Source organism: Leisingera sp. (assembly GCF_034669605.1).
Classification (GTDB): domain Bacteria; phylum Pseudomonadota; class Alphaproteobacteria; order Rhodobacterales; family Rhodobacteraceae; genus Leisingera.
Genome location: NZ_JAXMOX010000024.1, coordinates 1 through 21,625 on the forward strand (window position 1 = coordinate 1; position 21,625 = coordinate 21,625).

Genomic DNA, 21,625 nt, shown 5'->3' on the forward strand with positions numbered 1-21,625 from the left:
CTCGTCGGTCAGCCAGAAAAGATCGCTCATGTCACAGCTCCATTTTCCGAGCCGTGAATCATGCAGTGCGGCGGAAATCAATGCATCCTGACCTGTTGACCCCATCTCTACGAGGCTGATAACCCTTAAATTGCTGGTGCTTACCGTGCTGACGGTGCCTGTGACGGGAACTGAACCGGATTGCACTCGGATCTAGACCAGATTTAGAACAGCCCCCGGACACCATTTTTATCGAATGAAAACAGCAACTTGACTGCATGTCTTGTCGGTTAGCCACCTTTGTAAAATGCTTTGGGTGTCCATTGGGCGTCTCAGTGCCACTCGAGCAATTCTGACCAGCTTCCAGCCGTAGCGTTAATTGCACCCATTTTGGTTGCGAGAGATTTTCACACCGTCTGGACACGGTTCGGTTGAGGAGGCACTCTCAGAGCAAAACCAAGAAATGTGAGTAGTGCGTTGTCAAAAGATGATTTTCCAACACCATCTGAATTTATGCGGGGGCGACGTCCGGAACAGTATTCGGCCTCGCGAGGCGAAGAGAACATCGATTTGGATGCAGGTTTTCTCGAATACAAGCTGGAAAGCATAACAAGCCGAAGTGAAGAAAAACAATTTGAACATCTTGCAAGGCGTCTCGCTGAACGACTGATTTGCCCTAACCTCATACCTTATACCTCAGACAGGGCCAACTGGCGGTGGCGACAGCAAAGTTGATACCGAGACATACCCTGTTCACGAGGATAACTGCGCCGATCAGCGTAAACACCAACCGGACTCCGGTCGCGGCTGGATGAAACTTCAGTGGAAGGTCAAGGGCCGTTGACATCGCGGATCAAAGCTCGGTGGTTATTCCCACCATGCGCTTCAGACTGTCATCCTTGAACTTGCACACATGGGTATAGACTCCGAAGAGGTGCAGCAGCAGGCCTAGCAGACAGCAAGTGAAGCCCATCCAGAATAGAGACGCGTACCACCAAGTCTGACCAATTGGGGACGCGATTGCGTCGCATTCCTTGAACCAGAACATCATCGGCAGCACGATGCCGGCCAGGAGCATGCCCAAAGCCACACCGCGCCCAACCAAAACCTGGGCCGGATTAGCACCGCCCAATGGGGCTGGGTGATAGTTTCTCAAACGCCAGATCAACCGGAACAGATGCAGGCAGGCAGTGAGCGCACCGATATGCAATGTCGCGTTTCGGATTTCATTCGCCTCGGTGATGGCCTCCCACAGGACGCCAGTTGCAAAAGATAGAATGCAGGCGGCGCCCACCCAATGCATGATCACGGTCACAAGGCCAAAATGCAGGCCGGTGTCTTCGAGCTTCATGGTGGTCTCCTCTGTGATTGAGAAGACCATACGGCGCGCCTTTAATCTCAAGTAGCGTGAAATAATGATGAATACGATCACAATTCCAGAATGATAAACGTCACAAATGACCGCGTTTTAATTTGCAAACAGTGTCGTTCGTGTGGTCTGTAGAAACGCATCCACCGCGCCATTGCGGACAGACTTAGGATTCAGCATAGCATAAGTATCGATGAAACGCTCCGGATCGTCCAATGTGTGAATGCGCAGCAGGTTGCGGGCCTGGCTGCCGTCTACGACAGAACGCGGCAGGCAACTGACCCCGACACCGGATGCAACACATCCCAGAATGCCATCCAGCGTCCCCAGTTCGAATACCTCGTTGGGCGCCAGGCCAGACATGCGCATCCAGCGCCGGGTATAGTCGCGGTAGGAACATCCCAGTTTGAATACGATCACCGGGAGGGAGCCCAAGTCCTCCAACGATTCGAATTCAAGCGCTGATATCATCACCATTTCTTCGGCGAACAGCGGGTGCCCCTGGAGATCGGCATGCCTGAACTTTCCACCAACCAAGGCAATATCAATTTGATCTTGAAGAAGTTTTTCGATCAACTCTTCAGTGGGCCCCGATTGGATCTGTAGCCGAAGGTCCGGGTTTTCCGCGCGAAATGATGACAGGACCCCAGGCAGGCGTACTGCAAGCGTGCTTTCCATGCTGCCGATCCTCAGCAACCTGACCGAGCTTTCGAAGGCCTCGACCGAAGCGCGGGCGCGTTCTTCTGCCTGAATGACCTCTTGAGCGTAGGGCAGGAATGCCACGCCTGCTGAGGTCAACGCCATTCCCGCCCGGCTCCGGTTGAACAGGCTGACCCCCAATTCCGCTTCCAACGCCTTGATCCGGGTCGTCACATTGGACTGGACGCAATTCAGTTCCTTGGACGCACCGCCAATGGTTCCGATGCTGGCGACAGTAGCGAAGGTGTGCAGTGTTTTGAGTTCCATTTCATTCTCATTTACAGAACGTACTATTTCATTATGTTCTGTATACAGGATGTTCAGCTGCCTGTCTAATGCAACAGCAGTTCACTGTAAGGGAGGTTGCTTGGATGAAGCAGGAAGCACACTGGGGAACAGGTGAGAAGGTCAGGCAGCCGTCGGCGGGCAATCAAGCCGGAACAGGCCTTGCTGAGACCTGCGGAATTTCAACTCCCGTCTTTCAGGCAGCTATGGCTGGCCTCAGCGGGCCGGATCTTGTCGCCGCCGTCAGCAACGCAGGCGGGCTTGGCCATCTGGGCGCCCTGCGTGTCCTGCCAAAAACGCTTAGAGGATGGATCCACCGCACCCGCGAATTAACGGACAAACCCTTTGGAGTGAATTTGGTGCCGCAATATGGCGGCCCCGAATTTTTCAATGCCGCTCTCTCGGTTGTTCTTGAAGAGCGCCCCAAGGTGCTTTCATTGTTCTACGGCGATTTTCAGGACGTCATTCCCAGGGCTCGGGATGCAGGGATTGTCACCATGGTTCAGGTGGGGTCCTTGGCCGAAGCCAAAAAGGCCGTGGCTGAAGGTGCCGACATACTGATTGCCCAGGGCATTGACGCCGGCGGGCATATCAGAGGACGGGTTGGCCTGATGGCATTGCTGCCCGCGGTGGCCGACATTGCAGGTGACAGACCCGTCATCGCCGCAGGTGCGATCAACGATGTCCGTGCTGCGCGGGCGGCGCGATGCCTCGGGGCGTCTGGAGTTTGGTGCGGTACCGCCTTTCTAGCATCGCTAGAATGCGATGCACACGATGCCTACAAAGAGAAACTCGTCAAGACCGACACGGATGGACCCAAGTTCAGAACCGGGTATTCTTACGGATGGAAGTTGGGCACGCCGCATCGGTCCCTCGATGGAAGGGGCGGTTGGAACTTGCTGCGTTTCATGGGCGGCGGCATTCGCAAGGTGGACAATCCGAAAATGGCAGAAAAGCTGAGTCTCTATGCCGGTCAAGGTGTCGGACAGATTCAGTCGATTAGGCCTGCGGCTGAAATCGTCGATGAGTTGTCCCGTGCATTTGATGTTAGGCCAGCCCTTCGTGCGGTATCCTCCGCACCAGAGAAGAATGAAGGGCATGGGTATTCGGACGCGGCTCTTCACTGCATTCGCCAGGAATGCCAGGCCGGGATTGACGCAAAAGCGCTAATTGAAAAGCATGGAGAGGATATGGTCGCGAAGGCAAGGGAACTTTGTCACAATGGCGCCATGCCGATACTCGATGAATCCATTTTGTCTGATGTGTCGAAAGAGTTGTCAGTCCTGACCTGCACGCTGCTGGATTTGCCGCCGCTAGACTGCAAATCAAGCTGACGCCAGCCAGTATTTTCCTGTGAACTTCGTGGTGCGCCGTATGGCCTCGTGCTGCGCCGTCGTTGACCTTTCAGCGGCAAGATACCTAGGAATAGGTACTTGCGGTTTTCTTGCTCGAGCAACGCTTGGAAAATGGGGGGGCGGCAGGTTGAGGCCACCTGCCAAACGGAGCCTGCAGAATCTAAGAGACTTGCAAAAAAAACGTTTGCGACGTGTCTTGGGGGGAGGGCCGATGTTGAGCGAGGCTGCGGACGTCGAGCGGTGTCGGCAGTGGGGCGACAACAAAAAACTCGGAATCCTGCTGGCAGCCGGTGCTGCCGGTGTGACACGGGCACGGGCTGCCCAGCACTACGAGGTGGCACGACCCTATACTTTTGGGCGCCGGCGAGACCTGAACAAGAAGGGCATCTGTCGCCCGGTCAGGGGACTCATTTTCTGCCGGTGAACGTCGATGGCATTCCGGCCCCGCCTGCTGCGGTTGAGCGGAGCAGAAATTCGTGCATCGCGCAGCATTGGTCACAATGGGCTCAGACTGCCAGTTCGTTGGATCGGGCACGAGCGGCCGATCCAGGGCTGAGCCGCTATTCGCGGCGACTGGCACGAATTCACCCCTGGCGGACCAACCAGACCTTCGCTGCAAAAGCAGCCTGGACAACCCAGCAGGTCAACATTTCGCAGGTAGCGCCCTTTGCAAACTCACCCGCCTGCCACCTGTCAGGTGCGCAAACTTACTTCACAAGGCTGCAGCGCGGCAGTTTTCACCGGGCCGGTCGCTCGAAGTTGTTTAGCTTGGAGGGAATGCGAACCGCAATTTTGCTGCGGCCGCTTCAATGACCGGGATCCGCAGTGCTGGACATAGCCTGCACTAGGCCGGTTTGACCTCCCCGATCTTGTCCCAAAGCTCACTGGCCACCACCCCGGCTGGCCGGTCTCTGCGCCTCATCTTGAAAATCATTGTCCGGCGCACGGCGAACCTTTCCAAGTTTAACGCAAGCAAAGCCCCGGACCGCCGCTCCTCTTCCGTCATATGGTCAGGCAGGCCGCCCCAGCCGAGACCGGCGAGGATCACCTTTTTCTTGGCCGCTAGATCAGAAACTGTCCACTTCAGCCCGCCTGGAAGCAAATCGCGGCTTTGGTCATGCCCAGCACCGCCGGTGCCCGCTGCGACCACTTGCACATGGCTTTGCAATTCGGCTGCCGAAATCGCGCCGGAGCCGGCCGGCAGGTTCAGATCGGGGCTGGCCACCGGCCGTATGGTCACCTCCGAAACCGGCTCGGCCTCCACTTCGTCAAGCGACACCCCGTCGAGCGACGCAAGCGCGATATCCGCCTTGCCCTCCATCAGCCGGGCAATCGGGCCGCCCATCATCTCCATCCGCAGCCGAAGGTGGGTTGCCGGGTGGCGCCGCCCGGTGCCGGCAAGCGCGGGCAGCAATGTGTCCAGATCCAGTGTCGCACTGACGGCAATGTTCAGCTCCGGCTCTTCACGGGCGCGCAGCCGGGCGGCGGTGGTTCCGAGCCCCTGCATCTGGCGCAGCACCCGTGATGCCTCGCGGTAGAATATTTCGCCGGCCGGGGTGAGCGCGGGCCGGTAGGCCGCGCGGCTGAACAGCTCCAGCTCCAGTTCCTCTTCCAGCTGGCGGATGGTGTGGCTGATAGCGGATTGTGACTTGTGCAGCCGATCAGCCGCGCCGCGGAAGGTGCCGGTCGCGACGATCGCCTCCAGGGCAAGGAGCTGCTCGTGTTTCATGGGCCCTCATCATGATCAATATTTCTCATCATAAGTGTGAAAACACAATATTATCAATCAATCATGTCGGGAGGTAGTCAGAGGGCATTGCTCAACACAGGAGACTGTCATGAAACTCTACTACAAACCCGGTGCCTGTCCGCTGGCTAGCCATATCGCCCTGCATGAAACCGGCCGCCCGTTTGAAATCGAAGCCGTGGATACCGCAGTAGGCCGGACCGATAGCGGCGCGGACTACCGCGCAATCAACCCCAAAGGCTATGTTCCGGCCCTGGGCCTGGACGATGGCAGCATTCTCACTGAAGGGGCGGCTATTTTGCAGTATATCGCAGACAGCCACCCGGAGGCAGGCCTGGCGCCGGCCGCCGGTACCTTGGCTCGCGCCCGGATGCAGGAACAGCTCAACTGGATCGGGACCGAACTGCACAAGGCCTTTGGCCCGCTGTTCCGCGAGGCTACATCCGAAGCAGGCAAAGACGACGCGCGCACAGCCGTTGCGGGTAAGTTCGATCTGATCGAGGCGCAGCTGGAAGATGGCCGCGAGTGGCTGGTTGCGAACCGGTTCTCGGTGGCTGACGCCTATCTGTTCGTGGTCTCCAACTGGGCGAATTTCACCGGCATCGACCTGGCCCGCTGGCCCCGGCTGGCCGCCTTTGTGAGCCGCAGCGCGTCCCGCCCGTCCGCTCAGGCGGCAATGCGGGCAGAGGGGCTGATCCAATGACCCCAGCCGATCACAAACAGGTCAGCGACCTGATGGAGGCCTATTTTGAGGGCCTCCATCAGGCCGACAGCGCCATGCTGCGCAAGGTGTTCCACCCGCAGCTGGCCTATGTCTGCGCCACCGAAGATGATGAGCTGTATCTGGATCTTGAGACCTACATGCGCCGCGTTGACGGGCGCGAGCCGCCGGCCAAGCGCGGCGACCCGCGCGAGGAGGAGATCCTGGAGATTGCTTTTGCCAGCGACCGGCTGGCCCGTGTCAGCGCCCGGATGACTATGATGGGGCGCGACTTCCACGATTTGCTCACCCTTGTCCGCTACGGCGCCGAATGGCGCATCATTGCAAAAGTGTTTTCCTATGTTCCGCGAAAGGACTGACCGATGCCCTATGTGAATATCAAAGTGACCCGCGAAGGCGGCCCCGACGGCACCGGCCCAAGCGCAGACCAAAAAGCGCAGCTGATCGCCGGGGTCACCGATCTGCTGCAGGACGTTCTCGGCAAAAACCCGGCGACAACCTTCGTGGTGATCAATGAGGTCCCGCTGGAGGATTGGGGCGTTAGCGGCCTGCCGGTGCAGGAGTACCGGAAGCAGGCGCAAAGAGGACGCGGCTGACAGAGGCGCTGGGGATCATCTGCCCGGTGATCCAGGCTCCGATAGCCTTTACGGCAGGCGGCGCGCGGCGGGCTGGGCCTGATCGGCGGGCTTACTGGGATGCCGCGTGGATCGGCCAGCAGTTCGACATCGCCGCGGGCGCCCGTGCGGGCTGCGGGCTGATCACCTGGAAGCTGGCGGAACAGCCGCAACTGCTTGATCAAGTGTGGGCGCGCATTCCAGCGGCACTGTTCCTGTCCTTAGGCCACCCGGCGCCTTTTGCGCCTGCGATCCGGGACGCCGGTGTGCCGCTGATCTGCCGGGTCCAGACCCTGCCAGATGCGCGTCAGGCGCTGGAGTGCGGACGCCGGCGGACTTGGCAAGGCGCGCGGCACCTTTGCACTGGTTCCCGAAATCGCTGATGAGATCGCGCGCCGGAACAGCAAGGCGCCGCTCTGTGCTGCAGTCGGTATCACGCATGGGCGCGGTCTGGCTGCGGCCTTGATGCTGGGAGCGGATGGCGCGGTGATCGGCACACGGTTCTGGGTCTCGCGCGAGTCGCTGGTGCATCCGCGCATTCTGGATCGCGCGCTGGCGGCGACGGGGACGACACAATCCGCAAGGGGGTGGTGGACGTGGTCCGCGGCCTCAAAAGGCCCGGCCGCTACAACGACTGTGTTCTGCGCAACACGTTTGTCCAGAAATGGCAAGGCTGCGAGGGCGCCTTGTGGCAGGATGCGGGTCTGAAGCGGCTAAATGGGCGGCGGCTCAGGATGCCGGGGATCCGGATGTTGCAACCGCCTTTGCCGGCGAAGGCATCGGGCTGATTTGCTCGGCGCCGCCTGTCAGCGATATCCTGGCGACCCTCACGGCGGATGTGCAGCGGTGTCTGGCAAGGGCAGCTTCATAGCTTGCGGTGATCCGGAAAGCGCCGGAAACACTTATACTGGAACAGGCGGGGGCATGGTTGCCGCCGCCTGCTCAGTTCGGGTGGGGATTTGCCGCTGTGGTCCAGAACGAACTTGCCAGTATGCCTGGGCGTTTTCAGCCATCGGTGCGTCTCTGCGATCCGATCCCGCGGCAGGAGGTCTTCGATCTCCGGGGTCAGGACGCCCTGGGCCAGTTAACATGCCAATGGAACCAGAACCTCCTGGCTGGCCCGGTTCTGAACCGTCACCGGCGTGATACCGCGCGATGCCGTGAAAAACCCGCCCGGCTTCCACCATTGCAGAACTATAGTTACATAGGCGCCGACATCCTTCCCCGCAGCAAAAGCCTGCTTCGCATGCGCGCAGCCGCGCACGCCGAGACGGTGGCACCGGTCGCATCGTCGCCCATCAGCGCGGCGCCGCACTTGGATCTCGGCGGCGGCATGCCTGCTGTAGGCTAGAACTAAAATGCCCCGCGGATCCTCCCACTTCATGCGCAGCGGGTAGGAGATCCGATGCGCCAGCACCCGCGTCTTGCCCGGCCCCGGCCCGGCCAGGACCTGCACGTTCGTTCGCTCCCGATCATTGGTCACGATGTCCTGTTGGACCTTGTTGCCAAGCTTCTCGACGATTGTATCCTTGGACTTGCTGGTGGTCAGGTGCATGGACGCCTGATTGGGCGAACCAAAGACGGCTTGAACACGAAGCTGCATGAGATCTGCGACAGCCGCGGATGCCTTTTCAACCTGTTCGTGACGGCAGGGCAAGTCGGCGACGACATCGGGGGGCGGGTGTTGTTGAGCAGCCTGCCGGATGCCGGCTGGCTGCCCGGAGGCCGTGGTTCTGATGCTGGCTGGTTCCGGGACGCGTTGAAAGACAAAGGGATACGCGCCTGTACCCCTGACCGGAAACAGCGGAGAAAACCGGTGAAGTACGGCAAGTGCCGCTACAAACGCCGCAATCGGATCATGTTCGGCAGGCTGAAGGATTGGCGGCGCATGGCGACCCGATACGACAGATGCCCGAAGGTCTTTTTCTCAGCAATCGCGCTGGCCGCCCTCGTCACTTACTGGATGTGAGGTGCTGTAACGGGGCTTGCGTTGCACACCGCCCGTTACCGCTTGCATGCTGACAGGTCAGCTGCCGACGCGCCCCGTATCGGATCGACTTGGAGGGCTATGGGATGAGAATGTTTGTCGGACTGGACATGTCATTGGCCAAGACCGCGATCTGCGTGATCACCGAGCACGGCAGCCCAGCTCGCAGAGCGCCGTGGGCGCAAGCGCGCGATGGTTGACTTGGCTCGCCGTATTGCGGGGATACTCCATCGAATCTGGGCCGAAGGCGCAGTTTTCCAGCCGGATACCGCGCCGAACATGGGTCGACCGAATGCTGCACCACCCGCTGCCTGCCTGATCGCAGGCTTTCGAGGTCCCGCAGGGGCGTGGTTCCGGTGATGCCCCTCCCATGGTTAGCCTTGTTAACCACTGCCGGGCAGCGGAGGTCAGGACTGTCGCTGGCTTCCTTCAAGCACGCCAATGAGGTGGGCGCATCGAAATTGCAACGAACCAGCATCATGTTGGCAGCCAGCGTGCTGACCATGGATCGAAGCATGTACCCGAAGGACCTCAGCCGAAAGCCGCGGCAGAAAGCAGGACGGGCTACAATAGACCCGGTGAAACCGCTTTGGCGGATCAATTTGCCTGCTTAGAACCGCTTGACTGGTAGGTCCCCGTTACCGAAGTCCTGACGCTAAAAGTCCTGTAGTTTCGTCACCTCGTTTTCCAACCAATCCCGGAACAGCCTGATCGACGAATTAGATCCTGCGCGCTCCTGCATGAAGATGAATTTGTAGGAAGTTTCCGGGCGAAGATAATTCTCCGACAGGATGACGATCCGGCCGCGGGTGACATCCTCCCGGACCAGCGAACGATCGGCCACACCGATCCCCTGGCCTGAGCGTATGGCTTCCAGAATGGTGTGCTGGTCATCGAAGATGAGGTTCTGCGTGGCCGTGCGGCCGTTGCCGCCATAGAGTTTCAGCCAGTCGTCCCAGTCGCTCATGTCGCGGTAATGAAGCCGGGCGATGCCTGTGTCAGCGATGATCTCGTCATAGGCCTTGCCTTCCGCGGTCAGGGACGGGTTGCAAATCGGAACAAGCTTTTCCTTCAGGATTTCGACCGATACGGAGTTTGCGGGCGGCTGCACGCAATACTTGATCAACACGTCCTCGGACCCCAGCGATGCTGAATCCGGCTCAAGGTTGCTTAGATGCAGCTGCAGGCCGGGATTGGCGCTGAGAAATTCGGAGATCCGTGGCGCGATGACCTTCATTGCAAAAAACGGACCCGACCGGACCCGTAGAAGCTGCGTTTCCCGTCGTTGGCTGATCAATGACAGGGTTTCGCCAATCTCGTCAAAGCCTCGGCCGCAGACCTCTTTCAGCAACTCGCCCTCCGGTTCCAGTAAAACACCGTGGCGCGTTCGTTTGAACAGGCGGGTGCCGAAACGCTCCTCCAGCTGTTTGATCTGATGGCTGACCGCCCCTTGGCTGACCGCCAGTTCCTCGGCGGCAAGTGTGAAACTTTGATAATGTGCCACGGCTTCAAAGGCACGCAGGCCGCGCAGGTGGGTCAACAGGCGCCGAAGGCTTCGGGTTTGGCCATTAGTTTTTATCATAGTTAGAAATAGTTCTTTTGCTTTGATTTTTTCAACAGCCAACAAATATTTATGTGCTGAGTATGCGTCCTTTCGGCATCTCTAAAAAAACTAATTCCTATTCCTGGAGGGGATCAGGGACCGGCACAAAAAATTCAATCCAGGAGGAAAGACCATGCACACACCCATCAAACCCTTTACCGCCGCGGCAATGGGGCTGGCGCTGAGCGCCGGGCTGGCCCATGCCGAAAAAATTCATATCGGCACCGAAGGCGCCTATGCGCCGTTCAACTTCGTGTCGGAAAGCGGTCAGATTCAGGGGTTCGACATTGATATCGTCAATGCGATCTGCGCCGAAATGAAGGTTGAGTGCGAGTGGAGCACCCATGAATGGGGCGGCATCATCCCGGCGCTCAACGCGAACAAGTTCGATGTCATGGCCGCCTCTATGGCGATCACCGAAGCCCGCATGGAGAAGGTCAACTTCTCGGACCCCTGTTACTTCAACACCATGCGTTTTGCCGGGCTGAAGGATCTGGGCCTGAAAGAGGCAACCCCGGCGTCGCTGAAAGGCATGGTGATCGGCACCCAGTCGGGGTCGGTTGCCGGCCAGGTGCTGCAGGAGTATTTTCCCGACAGCGAGGTCAAGCTCTACCCGAAACTGGGCGAAGCTTTCCTGGACATGGAAAGCGGGCGGCTGGATCTGGTTCTGGAATCGAAGTTTACCATTGGCGACTGGATGGCGGACGGCGTCGACTGCTGTGACTTTGTCGGTCAGGAATTCCTGCTGGACGGCACAATCGGTGCTGGTCTGGCCTTCCGCAAGGAAGACATCGATCTGCAGGCACGGGTAAACACCGCACTGGCCACGATCATTGAGAACGGCACCTATGACAAGGTCCGCGCGCAGTACTTTGCCTTCGACATCATGGGCCAGCCCCAATTCGTAAGCCAGCTTTACGGTCAGTAAGCTCGGCACCTGGCCGGGCATGCGCAATCTCAGCGGGCTGATCTTCGCATGAACAGCCCGCCTTTTTGGTTTCTTTTCCGACGCGAGGTTTGAGGTGGATGTGTTTTCTCTACTTGCCTACGGCGATGCAGGATGGGGTGATGAGCTTCTGCATGGGCTGATCGTTACGCTGGTTCTGGCGATTGCGACCTTTCCCGTGGCGATCCTGCTGTCCTTCATCATTCACTGGGCCAAGGTTTCCCCATTCCGGGCCATCCGCATCCTCGGACGCATTTATTCGACGGTTTTCAAGAGCCTGCCCGAGATCCTGACGCTGCTGATCATATATTTTCAGTCGCAGATCCTGATCTCCGTGGCAGCGAACTGGATCGTGCCGGGCAGTTCCTTTTCCATCAGCCCGTTTGCGGCAGGGCTTATCGCTCTCAGTCTGGTGATTAGTGCGTACGGCAGCGAAGTTGTGCGCGCGGCTTTGAACGCGGTGGGCCGGGGACAATTGGAGGCAGCACAATCCTTGGGATTGTCACCATTCAACGCCTTCTTCAAAGTAATCCTGCCGCAGCTCTGGCGACATGCCATTCCCGGATTCGGAAACCTTTGGGTAATCCTGCTAAAAGACACTTCTCTGGTGTCGGTCATCGCACTTAGCGACATCACCCATGTTGCCAATCTGGCCATTAACACAACCCGCGAACCGTTTTTTTTCTACCTCTTAGTCGCCTCGGTCTACATCCTGCTCGTCACGCTCTCCTCGCGTGCCCAGAAACGGCTGGAACAACGGTCTTCCAAAGGATTTGTTAGAATGGAGACCGCCAATGCTTGATCTGTGGCTCGACTTCCGAGGCCTGTGGTGGAACGGTCTTGCGACCACTGCATCGCTGACGGGGCTGGCGATTTTCTTCGGCTTTTTCCTCGCTCTGCCCATTGGCGTTGCGCGCTCGAAGTCCAAGGGTATCGTCGGGGTTTTGGCACTTGGATACACCAATCTGTTCCGCGGCATGCCGCTGCTGGTGCTGCTGTTTCTGGTCTATTATGGTGTTGGTCAGTTCAGCCGGGAATTGCGTGCGGCAGGCCTGTGGTGGTTCTTCCGCGATGCCTGGTACTGCGGGCTGCTGGCGCTGGTACTGAACACCGCCGCCTATCAGGCTGAGATCATCCGCGGCAGTCTTGATACCATCTCCACCTCCATTCTGGAGGCCAATCAGGCGTTGAACCTGACGCGCTGGACCGCCTTCCGCCGGGTGCTGCTGCCGATCGCCTTTGCCAAAGCGCTCCCTGCGATCGGGAACGAGTTCATTCTCCTGCTGAAGGCGACCTCGCTGCTGGCGATCATCACCGTTTTCGATCTGATGGGGCAGGCCCGCTACATCTTCTCAGAAACCTTTGATTTAAAGGTATATTACGTCGCTGCCGTGCAGTATCTGCTGCTGGTTCTGGTAATCGAATGGGTCCTGCGCCGGATGGAAGTGCGCATCAAATGGATGGCCTGACATGCTGCAAAAAGGTGAAATAATGTCCTCTTCCGACATCGCTATCAAGTTTAGCAACCTGAACAAGCACTACGGCGCCTACCATGCGCTGAAGGACATCCAGCTGGATGTCGCACGCGGCGAAAAAATCGTGGTCTGTGGCCCCTCCGGGTCCGGAAAGTCGACCCTGATCCGTTGCGTCAACGGGTTGGAGCCGCATCAGTCAGGTCAGCTGACCGTGGACGGGATTGTCCTGGACAACAGCAAGAGTGCAGTCCGCAATATCCGCGACCACGTTGGCATGTGTTTCCAGCATTTCAACCTGTTCCCACATCTGAGCGCGCTGGACAATTGCACCCTGTCTCCGGTTTACACCCGCAAGACGCCCAAAGCCGAGGCCGAAGCCGCCGCCATGGAGTTTTTGGCCAAGGTGCGCATGGAGCAGCACGCGCATAAATACCCCTCGCAGCTCTCTGGCGGGCAGCAGCAGCGCGTCGCCATTGCCCGCAGCCTGTGCATGAAGCCCGATATCATGCTGTTTGACGAGCCGACCTCGGCGCTGGACCCGGAATCCATCTCCGAAGTACTGGAGGTCATGAGCGATCTGGCCGACGCCGGAATGACCATGATGTGCGTCACCCATGAAATGGGCTTTGCGCGCAAGGTAGCGGACCGGATCGTCTTCATGGACGCCGGAGAGATCGTTGAAGTTGCTGACCCTGAAAGCTTTTTCACCAATCCGCAGCACGCGCGGTCGTGCAAATTCCTCGACCAAGTAATTAACCACTAAGGCCAGAAACATGAAAACTCAGAGCGATATTCTTTCCTTCGGGGAAGAGGGTGTCTTTTCGCGCGCGACCGGTCCCGGTGGCACCCATGTGGAGATGCCCTATTCCGGCATCCGCACCTTCTATGACGATGATCACCCGATTGCCGTGCTCTACCGCGACTGGCTGCACGATAACGGCTGGCGTGGCGCGCCGGCCAAGATGCGCGAGGTGGTGGGCAATCGCCCAGCCTATTTTTCCATCCGCATCGACAGTCTGTATCCGGCCTATGCGCCGGGCACAGGCACGCCGGTGGTGGACGGGCTCAGCCCCAATGACATCATACAGTTCCTGCGCGGCAGCGTGGACATGAATTTTGTTGGCAAGGATATTGTTGAGGTTTCGCCGCCTTATGACCACGCCGATGCGACTGCGGTGCTCGGGGCGTCGCTGGCGTTGGAATATATCGGCGCGCGTGCAGAACAGCCAAAGGCGGCAGCATGACCTACCGCGTGGCTATCATAGAATTCATAAACGAAAGCAATACGTTCACCGTGATGCGTACCGGGATGCAGGATTTTCACGCTTCGCATTATTTCAAGGGAGAAGAGATCCCAGCAAATTTCCGCGGCACCGGATCGGAAGTGGGTGGCGCAATCGACGTGGCCGAGGGGCGCGGCTGGACGCCAGTCTATATCACCGCCGCCCATGCTGAACCCGGCGGGCCGGTAACTGAGGCTGCGCGGCAGGAAATCACCGCTGAATGCCTGCGCCGGCTGCGCGAAGGCGGGTGCTATGACGGGGTGTTTGTGGCACTGCACGGGGCTATGGTGACCGAAAGCGACGAGGACGGAGATTGCCAGTTTCTGCGCGCGGTCCGCTCCGTCACCGGCAACGATATCCCGCTGGCCGTCACCTTGGATCTGCACGCCAATGTCTCGGATGAGCTGGCGGAGCTGGCACAGATCGCGGTCTCCTTCCGTACCTACCCGCATGTGGATATGCGCGAGGTCGGGGTGGAAGCCTGCACGCTGCTGCATCGGGCGATGCAGGGCGTGATTGCGCCGTGCCTTTCAATTGCCCGCCCGCCGATGCTAGTGGGCTGCGATGACGGACGCACAACTGATGACGGCCCGATGTGCCGCCTGCTGGACTTTGCGGCGACAGAAATGGAAGCCCCTGGCATTTTGAATGTGGCCATCAACGCCGGCTTCACCGATGCAGATGTCTGGGCCTCCGGGCCCTCCGTTCTGGTGACCCATGATACATATGCGGCGGACGCCCCTGCGGCAGCGGCTGTTGCAGACCGGGTCTGCGCGCAGATATGGTCGCACAGGGACAAATGGGACCGGCCCGTTCCGCTAGAGGACGGCATTGCTCGGCTGACGCAAGCCGCTCCCGGCAACGGCCCGATTGTGGTCGCCGATTATTCCGACAATCCCGGATCAGGCGCATACAGCGACTGCACCGCGCTGATTGCCGCAATGCTGGATGCCGGGATTGAAAACGCAGCAGCCGGGGCGCTTTATGATCCCTCAGCTGCGGCCGAGCTCGCCGCTCATGGGGTTGGCGCTGATGTCATGCTTTCCATCGGCGGCAAAACCGACCCAACCGTGGGCGGAGGGCCCCTGCAGGTCACCGGCCGGGTCGTGACCGTCAGCGAAGGCCGTTTCACCTTTGAAGGGCCTATGTTCACCGGATTACCGGGCTCTACCGGGCTTTCGGTTTGCCTGCGGGTGCAGGGTATCGACATTATGATCGTTTCCGACCGGATGCAGATGCTGGACAAGAACGTGTTTCGTGCCGCCGGAATCGAACCAGCTGAAAAATCCGTTCTGGCGGTGAAATCCATGCAGCACTTCAAAGGGGCCTTTGCGCCCATTGCCTCGGAAATCATCGTCACCGATGCGGGCGGGCTCTGCACGCCTGACGTCAGGCGGCGCAGCTATGCCCGGCTGCGGCGGCCTGTTTTTCCACTGGATCAGATCAATGACTGAAATCTATGATATCGCCATCATCGGTGGCGGCATCACCGGCACCTCTGTTGCGTATTTCCTCGGAAATCAGCGCTCGGTTGTGCTGCTGGAACAGGAAGCCTCGCTTGGTTACCACGCGACGGGGCGCTCCGCTGCCGAGTTTACCCGCCGCTTCCATTCGGATGTTACTGGACGGCTGACGCAGGCCAGCGCCGCCTTCATGACGTCCCCGCCTGAAGGGTTTTCCCAGGTCGACCTGCTGCGCCGGCGCGGCAACTTGCTGATTGCGCAGGCCGAAAAGGCGGACTACCTGCGTCAGGTCTTTGAGAAGGAACAGGCGAACACTCCAGACGGGGCTGCACCGGTTGAATTTCTGTCTGTCGAGCTGGCACTGGAGAAAATGCCCTTCCTCGACCCGGACTGGGTCAAGGGTGCCTTCTACGATCCAGATTGCTGGGATGTGGAGGTTGAAAACTTGCTTCAGGGCTATTCGCGCTCCTCCAAGAAAGCAGGGACTGAATTCCGCCAGTCCGCCGCCTTGATCTCTGCCAGGCGCGAAGGAAGCAATTGGATCCTTGAGACTGCGGGCGGAGAGCTGCGCGCCCGGACCGTCGTCAATGCGGCTGGCGCATGGGCCGATCCGGTTGCGCAAATGTGCGGCGCATCTCCCTTAGGTATCATCCCGCACCGCCGCACTGCTATCAGCGTTAAGGTACCAGGTTATGACACCGCCGAAATGCCGGAAGTAAACGAGATCGACGAAGTCTTCTATTTCAAATCTGACGCTGGCCAGCTGATGGTCAGCCCGGCGGATGAAACCCCGGTCGCCCCCCATGATGCCTGGCCCGAGGAACTCGATATTGCCTATGCGGCGCATTACCTCAGCGAATGCACCACGCTGGAAGTGAACCATGTGGCTCACAGCTGGGCCGGCCTGCGCACCTTTGCGGCTGACCGCCTGCCGGTCATCGGGTTTTCCGGCCAGGCCGAGGGGCTGTTCTGGCTGGCTGGCGTTGGCGGCTACGGCATCCAGACCTCGCCCGCCGTCGGCCAGATCGCCGCTGCCCTTCTGACCGGCGCGGAATTGCCAATTGATGTCGTCAACGCGGGCGTGACCGCTGCGATCTTCTCTCCCTCCCGTTTCGAAAGCTGAGCCATAAAGATCCTTAAAGCCCAAGCCACCGCAGAGGCTCTACCGTTCACGGACCTGATCAATCAGATGGAAGCGCTGTTCGACAGCGGTCTGGCCGCGCCGCGCAGGCACCGCCATTCGATGCCGATGTAGGACGTGTCAGACGCCAAACTGCTTCTGATGCCGGCCTGGACCAATGCTGTGGGTTGCGTGAAAATTGTGGCTGCCACACCGGAAACCGCCGCGCGCCCTCTGCGGACATTGGCGGATCGGTCCTAGTGTTTGACCGGGCAACCGGCGTTCATCAGGCGCTGCTCGACGGCTCGGTTCTGACAGCGCGGCGCACTGCCGCCGCTTCTGCATTGGGGGCCAAACACTTGGCAAGCAAGGAGGCCCGCAACCTCCTGATCCTCGGGGCCGGTAAGGTCGCGGCGCAACTGCCCAAAGCTTTCCGCACCGTAAGCCCGATCAAAACAGTGCGGGTGTGGAACGTGACCCCAGACTCGGCTGAACGTCTGTCCGAAGACCTGCGCCCCATCGGCTGGGGCGCAGCAGGTCTCAGACTGGACCGCCCGCCTGAAGTCCACTCGGCCGAGCCCCCCAGTGGTTCACCTCTAGAAGCGTACTTCGCTACGATTTCTTCTTCTCCCCAACATTGACCACGGACCTGCCCTTGGTGAAGTCGGCTGTTGCGACAATCTTCTCCTTGACCTTCTTAGGCTTCTTCGCTTCGCGGTTGCCACGTTTCTTATCACCTTTTGACATCTGATTTCCTTTCAAAGTCGGTTGGTTGCGTTTGTTTCCCAGACGTGATCCTGCTGCACCCGGCTTTGAATAGCGCGTTGGCCGGATGAGCTTGAACAGTTAAACCTCGCGCCTGCATCGAACCTGTCATTGCATCGCGGCGGCTTGTCCCGGGCCGCAGGTGTTATTGGCCAGGCTGCATCACGGCCGCCGAACCGAGTTTCCACCTGCGATAATCTGGTTTATCATATCGGCGACTGCCCGGTGCATGTCAGCGTTAGAGCCAAGACCGGCAGCGTTCTCGTGGCTCGCGGCGGCGTCGCGGAGGACGCCCACGACCTCATGTTCCGGCAACAGATGGTAGTCGTTCATGGCAAGCAGGAGCGTCTCGCAAATCGTTAGCGCCGCTATTCCGGCATATTCAGTTTGCTCGGGCATCTTGGGCTATCCTTCCTTTGCCTCGCTCATCAAACCGCAGGTGGAGGGTGATGAACTTGATCATCCTCGCAGAAATTGCGCTATGCTGGACTGATAGAAAGCAGTCCCTGCGCTGGTTTCCTTGAGAAAGCCGTGCCGCGCCAATTCGGGAAAGGCCATGAACGCCATCGAAAACACTCCGCTCGCTAGAAAGCTCATGGCATTCGTCGCTCTGTCGGCGGGAGAGCTTGCGGTTCTGGAGCGTTTGCATCAGCGCCGAAGAACCTTTGCGGCAGGACGTGACCTTGTGCATCAAGGTCAGCCGGAACAGGCGGCCTACATTCTGTCGGAGGGTTGGGTCTGTTCCTACAAAATCCAGCCGGACGGGGCGCGCCAGATTGTCGACTTTCAGATTCCGGGCGATTTTCTGGGCCTGCGCAGTGTTCTGCTTCACACCTCGGACCACAGCATCGAGCCGATCATGCAGGTTCAAGCGGCAGAAGTTTTAGCAGACGACCTGATAACGGCATTTGCTGACACCCCGCGGCTGGCGATGGCCATTCTTTGGGCCGCCTCCCGGGATGAAGCGATGGTGGTTGAGCATCTTGTGGGGCTCGGGCGGCGCGACGCGGATGAACGCATGGCGCATTTCCTGCTGGAACTTGGTGCAAGACTTGAGCTGGTTGGGATGGGCAACAAAGCGGAATATGACTGCCCTCTGACGCAATATCATCTCGCCGATGCGCTCGGGCTAAGCGCGGTCCATGTGAACCGCGTCCTGCGGCAGCTGCGTGAGGACGGGCTTGTCACTTTCCGCACGGGCAAAGTGGTCTTTGACAACTATGACCGTCTGGTCGCATTGGCCGAGTTCGACCCAGCCTATCTGGATCAAGCCAGACCTTTCCTGAAATAAGGCGGGCCGCGCGGTATATCGCGGCCCGTCCCGTAAGCCGGATGCCAGAAGTTACCCGAGTGCGTGCTGCGCCGCGCCGAGCTCCTTGTTCATATCGGTGTGGTTCTTTGCTGTCTGTGCCTTTTCAGCGGCTCGGTAATGCTTCAGGGCAGCATCCTTTTTGGGACCGGCAGGTGCCTTGTCGCAGGCGGCCTTGACCGCGGTCATTGTCAAGGCGGGTTTGTTGATTTCGGATGTCATTCGGTTGTCCTTTCTGGACGTTCCGAGAAGCAGAAGCGAGGACTGCAGGCAGACCTTCTAAGGGGGCGGCAGGCCCCCCACGCCTCTCGGGTACTCGGAAAAACACACCGGCATGTAACTGGCCGGCAGGGATCACCTAGCCTGCTTCCAGGCCACTCCGCACTGACGCAGGTTAGCGCGGAATTCCGCCGCAGGCTGGTTTCCGCACGCGCCTCAATCCGGGCCTGACGTCCGTTGTGACACATTGCCCCAAACGGGCGGGCGGCACAGCGCAAATATGGGAATTCCGGACGCCCTGCCTCACTCCACCGGGGTCTGCTGGTGCGACATGCGAACCCATTTTCCGTTGTCGTGCAGATAGGTGGATGCATATAGTGCCGTAAGGATTGGCGCCGCTGCTTTTTTGGCTGAGACCCGGTAGGCAAGAATGGAAAGACCGCCGCGCCGGCGTATGCGTCGGCCAGTCATTTCGACTGACCGTCAGGGCGTTCCCTGTTTCAGGCGGTTTTAGATTTGACTGCCCTGTAGAACGCCTTCCGGGTAAGGGAAGACCATGAAGGCGTCCTTCGCGGTTGCAGCGCGCGCATTTACGGCCGAAAGCTTCAAGCGGCGGTAACGGCCACCATACTCAATAAATTTGCAGGCGCTAACATCGGTCAGCACAGGCTCTCTTCTGAAGGTTTAGAGTAATTCTAAATGCTAGGCCTTAACGGGACCTAGCTGCGGAGTGTCCAGCCGCGGGAAGCGCGGGCCAAGACAAGCAGGGAATGCAAGAAGGACCAAATGAACATACGCTCGTCCAGAACGGCAGTGGCGTTCTTCAATGCATTCACCCTGCCGGGTTATCCAGACAGTCTTCCTGCCGGACAGTACCAGGTTGTCGCCGAAGAAGAGCTGATCCAAGGACTTAGCTTCGAGGCATACCGAAGGACGGCAACCTATCTGGAGATCCGCAATAGGGGCGGACAAGCGGGCCGGACCGAGCTGCGCCCGGTTTCCGAAAGCGCCTTGAAACAGGCACTCAGGCGCGACCGGGATTTGAGGCGGAACAGCAATGATAGCGAAGCGGAGCCTTCTCCGCAGGAGGACTTGAGATGAAAACACCCAAATGGTTAAAACCCGGCATTTTCGGTGCGTTGGCCGGTGCGGTTATGATAGCTGTCGCAGGGTTTTCGTGGGGCGGCTGGGTGACCGGCAGCAACGCGACCAGAATAGCCAGCACCATGTCCCATGACAAAGTGATTGAAGCGCTGGTACCGGTCTGTCTCGACATTGCCAGAACCGATACCAACCGCGCTGCAAAACTGACGGAAATCCGAGAGGCATCCGCCTACAAGCGAAGAGATATTGTCATGGCTGCCGGCTGGGCAACTGTCCCGGGCTCCCAGGCACCTGACCGCGATCTTGCGCAGGCGTGCATGGGCAAGCTGGAACTGGATGCATCGTAACCCATTGAATAAATGTCCACCTGACGCACGTTCCGCGTCTGCAGCGGGAAACGCGCCGCTTCGCTCGTGTGCCTGCATGCTAGTACTGCTTTTTGCTGCATTGATGGCCGTTACCTCTCGCACCTCCGCGCGGCCGGCCTTTCACGTCACTCCGACAAATGCTCATGCCAAAGGTTTCGAAGGAAGCTGGGAATGCGACCCTTTCTACCGGCTCGAGGGCGGCAAATGCGTTGCTGTTCCGGTGCCCTGCAACCGGTATCCGGTGAACTGGACCTACAGTGCAGGATGGGCGCCCGGTACAAAGGAAACAGTGGCAAAAGCCTCCGTCCGGAGGCTCTGGAGTTAAGCGGGCAACTTTTGGACAGAAACATCTGCAAGCAAATTTCGTGCCTCATCACTGGCCTGAATTTGCTGCGGACAACCAAGGAGAAAATCATGTCTTTCAAAGAATTTCTGGCGAAATTGGCAGCTTTGCTGAATTTGAAACCTGCTGCGAAACAGAAGATGAAATCCAGAAGCGAAGAGCCTGCCAGCAAATCGCCAGAGCCCAGGACGGCCCCCCGAAAAAGCACAAAAGCCCGCCCGGAAGCGTGATCCTTCCATGCAAACGGCAGGAATGAAGTTACGCCGGCGAAGGAGAAAGGCGCTCATGGAGAACTTGACAAGCAAGACCATCGCAGAGTTCTCACGGCCCTTCCACGTGCCGGGTTTCGATGAGACCCTCCCGGCAGGAGAGTATGACATCGAAACCGAGCTCACTGCGCCGCCTGGCCATCTTGACCCTCAGGCTTGGAAAGCATCGGTCCTCGTACATTTGCACCCGCGCACCTCCCACCCCGGGCTGAAACGGAGCCTGACCGTTTCCCTCGCCGAGCTCGAAACTGCGCGCGCCAAGGACAAACTTTCCGGAAAAGAACTCTCACAGTTTTTTCTTGAAGAAATGCTGGATGACCCGATGGTTCGCCTTGTGATGAAGGCCGACGGCGTGTCCGAAACACAGATCCGCCAGCTATATTCCGGTTGGCATATGGCAGAGCCGGAAAGCGGATTGCCGGCCCGGGATGCCAGGGAGATTCCACAAGACGGTCTTTGGGAAAAGTACTCAATCCAAGCCGCTGAAAACGAAGGCATGCCAACCCGGGTGGCTCCCCCCTCTCCAAAGCGCGGCGGTACGGCAACAGAGCCGCCCAGAGCGAGGCAACCCGGCCATGAACGATGATACTGTTGAGACCCCG

25 protein-coding genes and 2 pseudogenes are annotated in these 21,625 nt (G+C 59.0%); 20 read left to right on the forward strand and 7 right to left on the reverse strand.

Translation table 11 applies throughout. The features are described from left to right. Positions 1 to 832: 832 nt before the first annotated feature. Both VOI29_RS04755 and VOI29_RS04760 read right to left on the reverse strand, forming a co-directional pair. The gene (locus tag VOI29_RS04755; protein WP_323776339.1) at positions 833 to 1,330 is read right to left on the reverse strand and encodes a cytochrome b/b6 domain-containing protein; all 498 of its coding nucleotides are present in this window, start codon (positions 1,328 to 1,330) and stop codon (positions 833 to 835) included. Positions 1,331 to 1,447: 117 nt separating this feature from the next. Then, a complete protein-coding gene (locus VOI29_RS04760; protein WP_323776341.1) occupies positions 1,448 to 2,314 on the reverse strand; it encodes a LysR family transcriptional regulator in 867 nt (288 codons plus the stop codon). Between the two features lie 104 nt (positions 2,315 to 2,418). Here VOI29_RS04760 and VOI29_RS04765 point away from each other — a divergent pair, with 104 nt between their 5' ends. After that, positions 2,419 to 3,666 carry a nitronate monooxygenase gene (locus VOI29_RS04765; protein ID WP_323776343.1) on the forward strand — a complete coding sequence of 416 codons (1,248 nt, stop codon included), beginning with the start codon at positions 2,419 to 2,421 and terminating at the stop codon, positions 3,664 to 3,666. Between the two features lie 865 nt (positions 3,667 to 4,531). On the opposite strand, the gene VOI29_RS04770 is transcribed toward VOI29_RS04765, so the two are convergent. Next, positions 4,532 to 5,416: a LysR family transcriptional regulator gene (locus tag VOI29_RS04770; protein WP_323776345.1), complete on the reverse strand. Its 885-nt coding sequence runs from the start codon at positions 5,414 to 5,416 to the stop codon at positions 4,532 to 4,534. Positions 5,417 to 5,525: 109 nt separating this feature from the next. Here VOI29_RS04770 and gstA point away from each other — a divergent pair, with 109 nt between their 5' ends. Genes gstA through VOI29_RS04795 form a run of 5 tightly spaced genes read left to right on the forward strand, consistent with a single transcriptional unit; the run spans position 5,526 to position 7,477 of the window. Then, positions 5,526 to 6,137 carry a glutathione transferase GstA gene (gstA, locus tag VOI29_RS04775; protein ID WP_323776346.1) on the forward strand — a complete coding sequence of 204 codons (612 nt, stop codon included), beginning with the start codon at positions 5,526 to 5,528 and terminating at the stop codon, positions 6,135 to 6,137. Next, complete coding sequence (locus VOI29_RS04780; protein WP_323776348.1) at positions 6,134 to 6,514, forward strand: nuclear transport factor 2 family protein; 381 nt, start codon at positions 6,134 to 6,136, stop codon at positions 6,512 to 6,514. The genes gstA and VOI29_RS04780 overlap by 4 nt, the downstream gene beginning before the upstream one ends. A gap of 3 nt (positions 6,515 to 6,517) precedes the next feature. Beyond that, positions 6,518 to 6,751, forward strand: coding sequence for a 4-oxalocrotonate tautomerase family protein (locus VOI29_RS04785; protein WP_323776350.1), 234 nt, complete (start codon positions 6,518 to 6,520; stop codon positions 6,749 to 6,751). A gap of 26 nt (positions 6,752 to 6,777) precedes the next feature. Next, positions 6,778 to 7,152, forward strand: coding sequence for a hypothetical protein (locus VOI29_RS04790; protein WP_323776395.1), 375 nt, complete (start codon positions 6,778 to 6,780; stop codon positions 7,150 to 7,152). Continuing rightward, entirely contained in the window at positions 7,070 to 7,477 is a 408-nt protein-coding gene (locus VOI29_RS04795) for a nitronate monooxygenase (protein WP_323776352.1), read from the forward strand. Before VOI29_RS04790 ends, VOI29_RS04795 begins: the two co-directional genes overlap by 83 nt. 534 nt (positions 7,478 to 8,011) lie before the next feature. On the opposite strand, the pseudogene VOI29_RS04800 reads toward VOI29_RS04795, so the two are convergent. Beyond that, a pseudogene (locus VOI29_RS04800) lies at positions 8,012 to 8,315 on the reverse strand (UvrD-helicase domain-containing protein); the annotation flags it as partial. Positions 8,316 to 8,324: 9 nt separating this feature from the next. Between VOI29_RS04800 and VOI29_RS04805 the strand changes: the two are divergent. Further along, a pseudogene (locus VOI29_RS04805) lies at positions 8,325 to 8,738 on the forward strand (transposase); the annotation flags it as partial. A 673-nt stretch (positions 8,739 to 9,411) separates the two neighbouring features. On the opposite strand, the gene VOI29_RS04810 reads toward VOI29_RS04805, so the two are convergent. Beyond that, positions 9,412 to 10,338 carry a LysR family transcriptional regulator gene (locus tag VOI29_RS04810; RefSeq protein WP_323776353.1) on the reverse strand — a complete coding sequence of 309 codons (927 nt, stop codon included), beginning with the start codon at positions 10,336 to 10,338 and terminating at the stop codon, positions 9,412 to 9,414. Positions 10,339 to 10,492: 154 nt separating this feature from the next. Here VOI29_RS04810 and VOI29_RS04815 point away from each other — a divergent pair, with 154 nt between their 5' ends. From VOI29_RS04815 to VOI29_RS04850, 8 genes are all read left to right on the forward strand, one after another. After that, the gene (locus VOI29_RS04815) at positions 10,493 to 11,287 is read left to right on the forward strand and encodes a transporter substrate-binding domain-containing protein (protein WP_323776355.1); all 795 of its coding nucleotides are present in this window, start codon (positions 10,493 to 10,495) and stop codon (positions 11,285 to 11,287) included. Positions 11,288 to 11,387: 100 nt separating this feature from the next. Continuing rightward, the gene (locus VOI29_RS04820; protein ID WP_323776356.1) at positions 11,388 to 12,107 is read left to right on the forward strand and encodes an ABC transporter permease subunit; all 720 of its coding nucleotides are present in this window, start codon (positions 11,388 to 11,390) and stop codon (positions 12,105 to 12,107) included. Continuing rightward, on the forward strand, positions 12,100 to 12,774 hold the full coding sequence (locus VOI29_RS04825) for an ABC transporter permease subunit (protein ID WP_323776358.1): 675 nt from the start codon (positions 12,100 to 12,102) through the stop codon (positions 12,772 to 12,774). Before VOI29_RS04820 ends, VOI29_RS04825 begins: the two co-directional genes overlap by 8 nt. A 22-nt stretch (positions 12,775 to 12,796) precedes the next feature. After that, positions 12,797 to 13,543 (forward strand): amino acid ABC transporter ATP-binding protein, encoded by a 747-nt coding sequence (locus VOI29_RS04830; protein ID WP_416361481.1) that lies wholly within the window; start codon positions 12,797 to 12,799, stop codon positions 13,541 to 13,543. A gap of 10 nt (positions 13,544 to 13,553) precedes the next feature. Further along, positions 13,554 to 14,024, forward strand: coding sequence for an arginase family protein (locus tag VOI29_RS04835; RefSeq protein WP_323776362.1), 471 nt, complete (start codon positions 13,554 to 13,556; stop codon positions 14,022 to 14,024). After that, positions 14,021 to 15,517 (forward strand): M81 family metallopeptidase, encoded by a 1,497-nt coding sequence (locus VOI29_RS04840; protein ID WP_323776364.1) that lies wholly within the window; start codon positions 14,021 to 14,023, stop codon positions 15,515 to 15,517. The genes VOI29_RS04835 and VOI29_RS04840 overlap by 4 nt, the downstream gene beginning before the upstream one ends. Beyond that, positions 15,510 to 16,649, forward strand: coding sequence for an FAD-binding oxidoreductase (locus tag VOI29_RS04845; RefSeq protein WP_323776365.1), 1,140 nt, complete (start codon positions 15,510 to 15,512; stop codon positions 16,647 to 16,649). The genes VOI29_RS04840 and VOI29_RS04845 overlap by 8 nt, the downstream gene beginning before the upstream one ends. A gap of 185 nt (positions 16,650 to 16,834) precedes the next feature. Next, positions 16,835 to 17,287, forward strand: a complete 453-nt coding sequence (locus VOI29_RS04850) for a hypothetical protein (RefSeq protein WP_323776367.1) — start codon at positions 16,835 to 16,837, stop codon at positions 17,285 to 17,287. Between the two features lie 286 nt (positions 17,288 to 17,573). Here the strand turns inward: VOI29_RS04850 and VOI29_RS04855 are convergent, their stop codons facing one another. Then, the gene (locus VOI29_RS04855; protein WP_323776368.1) at positions 17,574 to 17,810 is read right to left on the reverse strand and encodes a hypothetical protein; all 237 of its coding nucleotides are present in this window, start codon (positions 17,808 to 17,810) and stop codon (positions 17,574 to 17,576) included. 157 nt (positions 17,811 to 17,967) lie between these two features. On the opposite strand from VOI29_RS04855, the gene VOI29_RS04860 reads away from it, so the two are divergent. After that, positions 17,968 to 18,702, forward strand: a complete 735-nt coding sequence (locus VOI29_RS04860) for a Crp/Fnr family transcriptional regulator (RefSeq protein ID WP_323776370.1) — start codon at positions 17,968 to 17,970, stop codon at positions 18,700 to 18,702. 51 nt (positions 18,703 to 18,753) lie between these two features. Here the strand turns inward: VOI29_RS04860 and VOI29_RS04865 are convergent, their stop codons facing one another. After that, a complete protein-coding gene (locus VOI29_RS04865) occupies positions 18,754 to 18,942 on the reverse strand; it encodes a hypothetical protein (protein WP_323776372.1) in 189 nt (62 codons plus the stop codon). A gap of 783 nt (positions 18,943 to 19,725) precedes the next feature. Here VOI29_RS04865 and VOI29_RS04870 point away from each other — a divergent pair. The 4 genes from VOI29_RS04870 (at position 19,726) to VOI29_RS04885 (ending at position 21,609) form a co-directional block, all read left to right on the forward strand. After that, a complete protein-coding gene (locus tag VOI29_RS04870) occupies positions 19,726 to 20,040 on the forward strand; it encodes a hypothetical protein (RefSeq protein ID WP_323776374.1) in 315 nt (104 codons plus the stop codon). Further along, complete coding sequence (locus VOI29_RS04875) at positions 20,037 to 20,390, forward strand: hypothetical protein (protein WP_323776376.1); 354 nt, start codon at positions 20,037 to 20,039, stop codon at positions 20,388 to 20,390. The genes VOI29_RS04870 and VOI29_RS04875 overlap by 4 nt, the downstream gene beginning before the upstream one ends. Positions 20,391 to 20,825: 435 nt before the next feature. Further along, complete coding sequence (locus VOI29_RS04880) at positions 20,826 to 20,984, forward strand: hypothetical protein (protein WP_323776377.1); 159 nt, start codon at positions 20,826 to 20,828, stop codon at positions 20,982 to 20,984. Between the two features lie 55 nt (positions 20,985 to 21,039). Further along, entirely contained in the window at positions 21,040 to 21,609 is a 570-nt protein-coding gene (locus tag VOI29_RS04885) for a hypothetical protein (protein WP_323776379.1), read from the forward strand. The last annotated feature ends 16 nt before the right edge of the window (positions 21,610 to 21,625 follow it).

Excerpts from the sequence above, each read along its gene's own strand:
- VOI29_RS04765 (WP_323776343.1), top strand. The coding sequence starts at position 2,419 with ATGAAGCAGGAAGCACACTGGGGAACAGGTGAGAAGGTCAGGCAGCCG.
- VOI29_RS04865 (WP_323776372.1), bottom strand. The coding sequence starts at position 18,942 with ATGACATCCGAAATCAACAAACCCGCCTTGACAATGACCGCGGTCAAG.
- VOI29_RS04885 (WP_323776379.1), top strand. The coding sequence starts at position 21,040 with ATGGAGAACTTGACAAGCAAGACCATCGCAGAGTTCTCACGGCCCTTC.
- VOI29_RS04780 (WP_323776348.1), top strand. The coding sequence starts at position 6,134 with ATGACCCCAGCCGATCACAAACAGGTCAGCGACCTGATGGAGGCCTAT.
- VOI29_RS04830 (WP_416361481.1), top strand. The coding sequence starts at position 12,797 with ATGTCCTCTTCCGACATCGCTATCAAGTTTAGCAACCTGAACAAGCAC.
- VOI29_RS04825 (WP_323776358.1), top strand. The coding sequence starts at position 12,100 with ATGCTTGATCTGTGGCTCGACTTCCGAGGCCTGTGGTGGAACGGTCTT.
- VOI29_RS04855 (WP_323776368.1), bottom strand. The coding sequence starts at position 17,810 with ATGCCCGAGCAAACTGAATATGCCGGAATAGCGGCGCTAACGATTTGC.
- VOI29_RS04880 (WP_323776377.1), top strand. The coding sequence starts at position 20,826 with ATGTCTTTCAAAGAATTTCTGGCGAAATTGGCAGCTTTGCTGAATTTG.
- VOI29_RS04770 (WP_323776345.1), bottom strand. The coding sequence starts at position 5,416 with ATGAAACACGAGCAGCTCCTTGCCCTGGAGGCGATCGTCGCGACCGGC.
- gstA (WP_323776346.1), top strand. The coding sequence starts at position 5,526 with ATGAAACTCTACTACAAACCCGGTGCCTGTCCGCTGGCTAGCCATATC.
- VOI29_RS04760 (WP_323776341.1), bottom strand. The coding sequence starts at position 2,314 with ATGGAACTCAAAACACTGCACACCTTCGCTACTGTCGCCAGCATCGGA.
- VOI29_RS04785 (WP_323776350.1), top strand. The coding sequence starts at position 6,518 with ATGCCCTATGTGAATATCAAAGTGACCCGCGAAGGCGGCCCCGACGGC.
- VOI29_RS04860 (WP_323776370.1), top strand. The coding sequence starts at position 17,968 with ATGAACGCCATCGAAAACACTCCGCTCGCTAGAAAGCTCATGGCATTC.
- VOI29_RS04870 (WP_323776374.1), top strand. The coding sequence starts at position 19,726 with ATGAACATACGCTCGTCCAGAACGGCAGTGGCGTTCTTCAATGCATTC.
- VOI29_RS04815 (WP_323776355.1), top strand. The coding sequence starts at position 10,493 with ATGCACACACCCATCAAACCCTTTACCGCCGCGGCAATGGGGCTGGCG.
- VOI29_RS04795 (WP_323776352.1), top strand. The coding sequence starts at position 7,070 with ATGCGCGTCAGGCGCTGGAGTGCGGACGCCGGCGGACTTGGCAAGGCG.
- VOI29_RS04845 (WP_323776365.1), top strand. The coding sequence starts at position 15,510 with ATGACTGAAATCTATGATATCGCCATCATCGGTGGCGGCATCACCGGC.
- VOI29_RS04810 (WP_323776353.1), bottom strand. The coding sequence starts at position 10,338 with ATGATAAAAACTAATGGCCAAACCCGAAGCCTTCGGCGCCTGTTGACC.
- VOI29_RS04840 (WP_323776364.1), top strand. The coding sequence starts at position 14,021 with ATGACCTACCGCGTGGCTATCATAGAATTCATAAACGAAAGCAATACG.
- VOI29_RS04835 (WP_323776362.1), top strand. The coding sequence starts at position 13,554 with ATGAAAACTCAGAGCGATATTCTTTCCTTCGGGGAAGAGGGTGTCTTT.
- VOI29_RS04875 (WP_323776376.1), top strand. The coding sequence starts at position 20,037 with ATGAAAACACCCAAATGGTTAAAACCCGGCATTTTCGGTGCGTTGGCC.
- VOI29_RS04755 (WP_323776339.1), bottom strand. The coding sequence starts at position 1,330 with ATGAAGCTCGAAGACACCGGCCTGCATTTTGGCCTTGTGACCGTGATC.